Annotated in this window: 9 protein-coding genes; 6 read left to right on the top strand and 3 right to left on the bottom strand. The window is 47.2% G+C overall.

Annotation, left to right across the window (positions count from 1 at the left end; all coding sequences use genetic code 11):
• Positions 1-252 precede the first annotated feature (252 nt).
• From uraH to QT974_RS21755, 4 genes are all read left to right on the top strand, one after another.
• On the top strand, positions 253-615 hold the full coding sequence (gene uraH / locus QT974_RS21770; protein ID WP_333470506.1) for a hydroxyisourate hydrolase: 363 nt from the start codon (positions 253-255) through the stop codon (positions 613-615).
• 88 nt (positions 616-703) lie between these two features.
• Positions 704-1,717, top strand: a complete 1,014-nt coding sequence (locus QT974_RS21765) for an aromatic ring-hydroxylating dioxygenase subunit alpha (protein WP_333470505.1) — start codon at positions 704-706, stop codon at positions 1,715-1,717.
• Positions 1,718-2,080: 363 nt separating this feature from the next.
• Positions 2,081-2,581 carry a 2-oxo-4-hydroxy-4-carboxy-5-ureidoimidazoline decarboxylase gene (gene uraD / locus QT974_RS21760; protein ID WP_333470504.1) on the top strand — a complete coding sequence of 167 codons (501 nt, stop codon included), beginning with the start codon at positions 2,081-2,083 and terminating at the stop codon, positions 2,579-2,581.
• A 383-nt stretch (positions 2,582-2,964) separates the two neighbouring features.
• Positions 2,965-3,120, top strand: coding sequence for a hypothetical protein (locus QT974_RS21755; protein ID WP_333470503.1), 156 nt, complete (start codon positions 2,965-2,967; stop codon positions 3,118-3,120).
• On the opposite strand, the gene QT974_RS21750 is transcribed toward QT974_RS21755, so the two are convergent.
• From QT974_RS21750 to QT974_RS21740, 3 genes are all read right to left on the bottom strand, one after another.
• Positions 3,105-3,875, bottom strand: coding sequence for an ABC transporter permease (locus QT974_RS21750; RefSeq protein ID WP_333470502.1), 771 nt, complete (start codon positions 3,873-3,875; stop codon positions 3,105-3,107). The genes QT974_RS21755 and QT974_RS21750 overlap by 16 nt on opposite strands.
• 221 nt (positions 3,876-4,096) lie before the next feature.
• On the bottom strand, positions 4,097-4,924 hold the full coding sequence (locus QT974_RS21745; RefSeq protein WP_333470501.1) for an ABC transporter ATP-binding protein: 828 nt from the start codon (positions 4,922-4,924) through the stop codon (positions 4,097-4,099).
• A 159-nt stretch (positions 4,925-5,083) separates the two neighbouring features.
• Positions 5,084-5,260, bottom strand: a complete 177-nt coding sequence (locus tag QT974_RS21740; RefSeq protein ID WP_333470500.1) for a hypothetical protein — start codon at positions 5,258-5,260, stop codon at positions 5,084-5,086.
• Between the two features lie 43 nt (positions 5,261-5,303).
• Here QT974_RS21740 and QT974_RS21735 point away from each other — a divergent pair, with 43 nt between their 5' ends.
• Positions 5,304-6,425: an ABC transporter substrate-binding protein gene (locus QT974_RS21735; protein WP_333470499.1), complete on the top strand. Its 1,122-nt coding sequence runs from the start codon at positions 5,304-5,306 to the stop codon at positions 6,423-6,425.
• Positions 6,426-6,518: 93 nt separating this feature from the next.
• The gene (locus QT974_RS21730) at positions 6,519-8,801 is read left to right on the top strand and encodes an iron uptake porin (RefSeq protein ID WP_333470498.1); all 2,283 of its coding nucleotides are present in this window, start codon (positions 6,519-6,521) and stop codon (positions 8,799-8,801) included.
• Positions 8,802-9,084 lie beyond the last annotated feature (283 nt).

Below are 9,084 nucleotides of genomic sequence, written 5' to 3'. Positions count from 1 at the left end.
GCGGATGTAGCGGATGTAAAGTGGTTCCCTGGCTGTGCTTGGAAACGGATATCCATGCGATCGCCAAAGTCATCATGGCAGGCCCGTTACACTAAGTAGAAGGAAAGTTCGGCAACGGATTTTATAGCGGATGTAGCGGATGTAAAGTGGTTCCCTGGCTGTGCTTGGAAACGGATATCCAGAGGCTCTACCTCTATCTTCTCTTGGAACTAGGAAAAAATCAATCAACAATCAGCATTTAACCTTACAATAATGTCAGGCAAACTTACTACTCACGTTCTCGACACAGCGCGCGGCTGTCCGGCTGCAAATATGTCGATCGCCCTGCATTCGATTGACCCGAAATCCGGCGCAAAAATCCTGCTAAAAACTGTAACAACTAATGCTGACGGCCGCACCGCCGATCCCTTACTATCAGACAGGGAACTCAAACCGGGAGTTTATGAATTAGTTTTTTATGCGGGCGAATACTTCGCGCAGTCGGCCGAGAATTTGCCAGAACCGCCTTTCTTAAACAGCGTTCCGATTCAGTTCGGCATCGCGGATGTCACCGCACATTATCACGTACCTTTGCTTGTTTCTCCTTGGTCTTACAGTACCTATCGCGGTAGTTAAAGAGAAGGCAGTTCGGCAACGGATTTTGTAACGGATGTAGCGGATGGAATGAAGATGGGTTGAGTTATTATTTAGGATGGGAGGGATTATGTTAGTTACGAAGCAAGCTGTTTTCAAAGGATTCTGGTATCCCGTGATTCCCGTCGCCGAATTGGGTGGGGAACCCAAACCTTTTGTATTATTAGGTCAGCCGATCGCACTTTGGCTCGATTCTGAAGGTAAACCCGCAGCAGTAGAAGACCGCTGCTGTCACCGCACTGCTAAACTTTCCCTGGGAAAAGTTGTCAGCGGCAACATTTCCTGTGCTTACCACGGCTGGACATTCAACTCGTCAGGAACTTGTGTCAGCGTTCCGCAACAGCCAAACGGCTCGATTTCTGGCAACTACAAAGTAAAATCTTATCAGGCTTGCGATCGCTACGGATACGTTTGGGTTTGTTTGGGCGAACCAATCGCCGAGATTCCCGATATTCCAGAAGCAGCAGACCCGAACTACCGCCAAATTCATGAATTTTACGAACCTTGGAATTGTGCGGGATTGCGGGTAATGGAAAACGAATTAGATATGGCTCATCCTACTTTTGTACATACCACAACTTTCGGCAGCGAGGAGCATCTCACGCCCGATGTGATGGAGTTTACAGAAACAGAATGGGAACTGCATTACCGAAGTGTTTTGGGTGTCGCCAATCCCGCCGAACAACAGCAAAACTTAAACATAGAGCAATCAGAAACCGTGCGCACAATAGACGGAATTTGGTTTTTGCCGTTTACTGTCAAGCTGCGGATTGCTTACCCGAACGGACTCGTTCACATCATCGTCAATACCATGACTCCGATTGACGATTCAACTTCTCAAATGGTGCAGTTTTGCCTCCGCAACGATACCGAAAGCGAGGCAAAAACCAGCGATATTATTGCCTTCGATCGCGCTGTTACTTTAGAAGACAAGCGGATTTTAGAAACCACCGATTGGGACGTACCGCTCGACATTGCACAAGAACAGCATATGCTGACAGATAAGCCGGGAATCATCATCCGCCGCAAAATTGCCGCACTCCTCAAAGCCCACGGCGAAGTCGAACAAACTAAAGTCAGTTGACAGTTGACAGTTGACAGTTGACAGTTGACAGTTGACAGTAGTTATTAGGGTGTTTATGGGCGGCCCCATTGGTGTCAACTTAAGCTCGAAAGCTGTATCGATATCGTTGGTGAGTCGGACAGTCCGACAGGGAATCAATTCCCTGTCTCATAGCGAAAGTCCTCTAAAAGAGGACTAAAGTTAATAACATTTTTAGTTACTTAGTCCCACAAGTATTCTATTTTTAACAATTGTTTTTTACAGTCGGCGACCGACGACTTTCGCTATGAGGCAGGGGTTTAAACCCCTGCCGGATTGAGGGTTTGACCTTAAATTGAAACTTGTGGGCGCACCTTACCACTGCAAAAAATAACCCGATTTACAATGCAGCAATACTCTTTAGTTGAACTCAACCAAATCAGCCAGGAGGCATTTACAGAAGCCTTGGGCGCGATTTTTGAGGGCACTCCCACAGTCGCCCGCGGCACTTGGGACGATCGCCCTTTTGCCTCCACAGCCGACTTGCACGCTAAAATGGTAACAGTCGTCAATTCCATGACTGAAGCCGAAAAATTAGCTTTAATTCAAGCACACCCGGACTTGGGAAGCAAAGCAAAAATGGCAGAAGCATCGGTTAACGAACAAGCCGGCGCAGGTTTGGATCGGCTATCTGTCGCAGAGTTCGATCGCTGGCAATTCCTCAACCGATCGTACCGCGAAAAGTTCGGTTTTCCCTTCATTGTGGCGGTGAAAAACCACACAAAAACCAGCATTCTCGAAGCATTTGAGCGGCGCCTCAACAATTCCCCAGAAACTGAAATGCAGCAGGCTTTAACAGAAATTTATGAGATTGCGCGGTTTCGCCTTGAGTCAGCAATCCGATGATGCGATCGAATTCTTGTGGGGTGGGTCATTGATGTCAACAAACAGGTCAAACGTAGTACGGGCCTGTTGTCTGACGATTAGGACTCGATCCCCCCGGCGCCCCCTTAATAAGGGGGGGGACAGGAATCTGCTCAAAGTCCCCCTTCGATCGGGGGATGCGAGGGGGATCGAGACTCAGGTAAAAGCGATATTTATCAAGGGTTTGATGCTTAAGTTGACACTAATGCTTTCTGCCATATCACCCGATCGCCCGATACATTCCGCCAAAAAAGTTGTACAATAGTATCATAAGGCACAGAAAAAGATTCGGACATACCAAATAAAGCTGGTATGGTGACAGGTTTCCATGTGCTTCCCAGAAAAACCCTCTTGGAGGCAAAGTTATGACATTCTTCAATCGATCGCTAACGAAAAAAATCCCCGCGCCAGTACCTGTAGAAGACATCAAACAGGCTGGGCACGAAGAACCTTTAGGCCACTTGCACCCCAATTTCCGGCAGTGGGTTTGGTTGAATCCATCCCATCACCGCGCCCAGTAAATCAGGTATTTCTCCGCAGCGGCAAACAAGCCGTAAAGCACGGTTCCCATCACCGCCAAAACCATCAATCCTGCAAAACCTAAAGGCACGTCAAAGTTAGAACTCGCGGTGACAATTAAGTACCCAATGCCTTTGTTGGAGGCTACTGTTTCAGAAATTACAGTCCCGACAAAGGCAAGGGAAATTGCCACTTTCAGGGAGGCAAAGACGTATGGTAAGGTGTGGGGGAACCCAACTTTTTGGAAAATTTCTACTTGGGATGCACCTAGCGATCGCATTACATCTTTCATCTCGGGTTCTACTGTATCTAGTCCCAAAGCGACGTTAACTGCGATCGGGAAAAACGCCAGCAAAAACGCCGTCAGAATTGCCGGCACCGTACCGATGCCAAACCACAGCGCAAACAGCGGCACTAACGCGACTTTCGGAACAGTATTGAATCCCACTAACAACGGATAGAGAACTACATAAGCAATCCGCGAATATCCGATCAGAAACCCCAGCACTACGCCTGCAACAATTGCGAGCATAAAACCCGCTAAGGTTGTAAACAAGGTTTGTCCGGTGTTTTCGATCAGTGCTTTACTTTGGTTGAAACTGGCGGCAATAATCGCTGAAGGTGCAGGCAAGTTGTACGGCGGAATTTTAAACAACAATACCACAATCTCCCACAGCAAAAACAGCAAAATTGTTGCAACAAGCGGCATTACAATGCTGGCTGTTTTTGACCGAGCAAATCTCTCTAAATTATCCATTGCTTCTCTGTTTATTCTTCAGTCCGCGACAGCGGAATTGGTTTGAGATTGTGTGCGGCAGATCGACTGCAATAACTAAGGTTCGTAGTGCGGACTCCCTTCCGCAAAATCCTGCGGAAGGGAGTCCGCACTACAAACCGTTTTTCTGATGGTAATCGACCGGATACTATCTGGCGGGGAGCGGTTTTAACCGCCGCATCATCAAGGTAATTTCTAAGTCTTTAATTGCGGTGAATGTGGCGGCGCAACTCTGCCACAATGTGGTTAAATTCATCCGACACTATCATATCTAGAGTAGTGGGACGTGGTAGATTGACTTTGACTTTGTAGACGATCGAACTCGGGCGCGGGCCCATCACATAAACTGTATCCGACAAAAATACAGCCTCCCGCAAATCGTGAGTAATCAGGATGCAAACGCACTTCACTCGCATCCACAAATCTTGCAGCATCACCCACATTTCCTCGCGGGTGAAAGCATCCAAGGCGCCAAAAGGTTCGTCTAGCAGCAGTATTTCCGGTTGGTGAATTAACCCCCGACACAGCGAAGCCCTCTGTCGCATTCCTCCCGACAGTTGCCACGGAAACTGTTTCTGAAAGTCTTGCAGTCCGACTGTAGATAGCAATTCTTGTGCAGAGCGAATAAACTTTTCTCGCCGCTGCGGATCTTTAAATTCTCGCTTGTAAGGCTGCACTACTTCCAGCGGCAGCAGAACGTTGTTGAGGGTATTGCGCCAAGGCAAAAGCACGGGATTTTGAAAGGCAATTCCGACATTCTTTAGGGGTTTGGTAATCTTTTTTTCCCGCATCCGAATTTCGCCGATCGGAGCTGGTGACAGCCCGGAAACCATCCTTAAGATAGATGTTTTTCCGCAGCCGCTGGGCCCGACAAACGATACGAATTCTCCCTGGGCGATCGACAGCGAAATCTCATCAATAATCCGTCTCGGTTGACCATCAACTCGATACTCTAAACCCACGCGATCGAATTCCAAAAGTACGGGTTCTTTGGTTTCGATATCTTCTGTTAACATTGTCTGCTGTACCACAATCAGTCTACCTCCTTTATCGAGCAAGCGAGCAGTAGTATTCTGTATACAGATAAGGATCAAAATTTGATATCTTTTATTTATTATTGATATATTTGAATTTGTCTGTATCGGAAAATACATTTTTTTGCCAACGATAAAGCAACTTTAACAAAATTGTTAACTATTGGTGCAAATTAAGTTATCCCAAGTTAATTTATCGATCAAATATAAAAAATGTGCTGCTATATACAGTATTCCCAGCAATAAAAGTATACCGTATACAGAAATCCCAGCGCTGCTTAAATTTGATGCGACATCCGCAGAGATTGGCAACGGTATTTGTGGTGCTTGCATGGGTTTTTGCGTTGGTTTGTTGTCCAAATAGCAAGCTTTTTTTATGAAAAATACTTGGTTAGTACGATCGCTATCTCTAATGCTAATTGCACTTCCCGTCATCCTGAGTAGCTGTCAATCCCAACAGCCGAATGCTGGAACTATCCCAGCAGCGCCGGGTGGATCAGCCACAACAGCGGCTGACACCGCGCAAAAACGGACGATCAAAGTCAATCCCTCTTGGCTGCTACAGGGCGATAATGCACCGCTGACGATCGCCATTGACAAAGGATATTTCCCAGCAGAAGGATTGGATGTTAAAATCGAGCGGGGCTACGGTTCCTCAGACACCATCACCAAAGTAGCAGCAGGCCAGTTCGAGATCGGATTTGGCGATATTTACTCGATGATGGAGTTCAACGCCAAGAATCCCAACGATCCGGTAGTAGCAGTTGCAGTCCCTTACAATCGATCGGCTTTTTCAATTGTCAGCCTCAAGTCGAAGAACATTGCAGATCCTAAAGGATTGACAGGAAAAAAGCTAGGAGCTCCAGCAGGAGATGCACCGCGCAAACTGTGGCCAGTATTTGCCCAAACAGTAGGAGTGCAGCCCGACAGCGTAGAGTGGATTACAATGGAACCAAAGCTGCGGGAAACCTTACTAATTAAAGGCGATGTCGATGCAGTGAGCGGATTTGCCACAACCATCATCCCGGCATTAGAAAAAGCAGGCAAAAAGCCAGAAGATATAAACGTCTTCTACTATAATGAGAACGGTCTAGATTTGTACGGAAATGCGATCGTGGTCAAAAAAGCATTTCTTGACAAGAATCCGGAAGTAGTCAAAGGATTTTTGAGAGCGTATTTTAAAGGACTGCAAGACACATTAAAAGATCCAGCAGCCGGATTGGAATCCGTAGCAAAAGCGGGAGATAGCTTGATGGACAAAAACGCCGAAAAGCGCCGCCTGCAAATCGCCTTAGAACGGCTCTACATCTCTCCAGAAGTTGAAAAAGTCGGCTTGGGCGGAGTCGATCCAGCACGTCTGGAAGCGACAGCCAAACAAGTAGCAGGAGCCTTAAAAATAGAAGCTCCCCCAGTCAATAAGATATTTGATGAAAGCTACTTGCCTCCTGTAGAGCAGCGAGCTTTACCCCCAGCAGCCGATCGCAAACCCTTGACTTAAAAACTGACTAAAGTTTATGAATCGGCGGTGGAAACCGCGTCTATACAAACAAAGTCGGCCTGCGCCGACTGAAGAAATAACGGTGTGAGGATAATGTCTAAAATTGTGTCTTTCCAAATCCTGCTGACAGCAACGCCAGCACTAATTTGTATGAGCCTGCTGCATTGTCCTGCAAGCTCTGCTGCGGAAGTTGCCGCCACAGAAACTCAGCAAGCAATAGCCTCGCCAGCCGACTTACCGCTGGTTGATGCCGCCCAATCACAAAGTGCGTTAGCGAAGCCCGCCCCTACGGGAGGCTCATCAACGAAGAGAATCGCCCAAATTGAAACAGCGTCAAATCCTGCATCAACGCCAGAAATAATCGCTGATACCAAACCACAAAAGCCAGAAAAACCCGAGAGTATTTCCGTCGCAACAAACAGCGAAAAAATAGCAGAAAATTCTCAAACCAAGGATGTCAAGCCGACAAATATAGCATCCGAAAAATCCGCTACATCGCCAGTTGCGCTAGAGCCAAATTCCCCAGAGACAAAGCCTGCACAAACCCTAGAACCAACTGCCGATATTTCACCGGAACCAACAACCAACAAAAAATCGGAAGTCGCCGCAGCTTCCCAACAAAACAATCTGCAACCGACTGATACAGCAACTCAAGAAACCAGCGAATCAAACCTCTTATCAGAATCAATTCAAACCCCAGAAAAACCAGCGCCGACAAACATCACCCAAATCCAAACAGACAGCTTAGAAGCAACCGATACTTCCGCCTCGCCGGAGATGGAACAAGTCACATCAGTTTCCCAACTCAGCGACGTTAAGCCCACAGATTGGGCATTTCAAGCGCTGCAATCATTAGTTGAACGCTACGGCTGCATAGCTGGATATCCCGACGGCACCTATCGCCCAAATCGAGCCATGACTCGCTACGAATTCGCCGCAGGTTTGAATGCTTGTCTTGATAAAATTGCTGAGTTGGTAACAGCAGGAACCTCGAATTTAGTTAAAAAAGAGGATTTACAGAAACTCCAGAGACTGCAAGAAGAATTTGCGGCCGAAATAGCAACGCTGCGAGGTAGAATCGATGTATTGGAAGCTCGCACGGCGAATTTAGAATCGAATCAGTTCTCAACTACCACGAAACTCAATGCGACGGTTTGGTTCAACCTCACATCAGCATTTCCGACAGGCGATATTAGGGCAGAACGCAGCCGCACCGCCCCGGGAAGCCCCTTTGCTGCACCGACTCGCGATGCCAACAACCGACCGACTCGGGTTGAGCGCGGGCAGCCTGAAACTACTTTTAGTTACTACGCTTTTCTGACGCTAAATACTTCGTTTACTGGCAAAGATTCTCTGGTAACTCAGTTAGTTTTCGGCAACGGTAATTCGCCTGCAAACGAATTAGTTTCGGCTGGTTTTTACAACTCGTGGGGAACTCCTTTTTTAGATCAAACTGGCACGCCAACGGCTAATGCTGTGGGAATTCGCGAGATGTCCTACACGTTTCCTGTGGGAGATAAAGTTCAAGTTGCGATCGGGCCGCGATTGAATTATTATCGATATTTTGATGGCAACCGTTTCACATTTTATCTGAAAGGGGCAACGAGTTTTAACTCGAACGGCAGTACACTGTTAAATGCGGTCGATCGCGGTTCTGGTGCTGTTGTCAGTTGGCAAGTTGCCAAGCCGCTGAAGTTGACGGCTGCTTATATGGCTGAAAATACAGAATTTTTGAATCCTGCTGTATTTAATACTGCTAGCAATCCTAAGGATGGTTTGTTTAACAGTTCCAACACGATGACAGCGCAGTTGGAATATGCCCCCAGCAATGCTTTCAATCTGCGGCTGATTTACGCGCGATCGAGCCTCAAACCTTATAATGGATTTATTGGCGGTACTGTGGGCGAACCCCTGCCTTATGGTTATGCGGATGACGGTTTTGGAGGAAGAGTTAGAGACTCCGGTGCTGATTCTTTTGTGGTTAATTTTGATTGGTTGTTGAGCCGGAATTTTGGTTTGTTCGGGCGCTATTCCTACGGCCAGCTTGAGGTAAATCCGGTAAATCGCGATCGCTCTGGCGGAGACATTAAAGTACAATCTTTTCAAGTTGGGATGGGATTTCCGGATCTGGGAAAAAAGGGCGCGCTGGGTGTGCTTTCCTTTGTGATTCCCCACAATTATATATCGGGTAGCAGGTTCTTGCTCTCGGGCGGCGGCAATGGAGGTACTCAGTACGAGGTGGAGGGTTCGTATTATTACCCGGTTACTAATAATATTGCGATCGTCCCGGCATTTTATGCTATCTTCAATGCCAACAATTTTGATGGCAATCCGACTGTATTTGTGGGCAATTTGCGCACTCAGTTCAGCTTTTAATTGAGTGTGAGTCCGACAGTCCGACAGGGGTTAAAAACCCCTGTCTCATAGCTAAAGTCCTCTCAAAGAGGACTAAAATGAATCGTATTTTCCATCAATCTCTTTAGTCGGTTTCAACCGACTTTCGCTTTGAGGCAGGGGTTTCAACCCCTGACGTACTGAGTCGAAGCGAAAGTCCTCGCTTCAGAGGACAGAAATCGATCGCATTTTCCCTGAAACTCTCTAGTCGGTTTTAACTAAATGCGCGCGCTTTCCCGGCAGTCCGACAGGGGTTGAAAACCCC

The sequence above is a fragment of the Microcoleus sp. BM001215392 genome, assembly GCF_036700185.1.
Lineage (GTDB): Bacteria > Cyanobacteriota > Cyanobacteriia > Cyanobacteriales > Microcoleaceae > Microcoleus.
The sequence above is the reverse complement of the archived record's forward strand: the minus strand, read 5'-3'. Positions and strand labels throughout refer to the sequence as shown.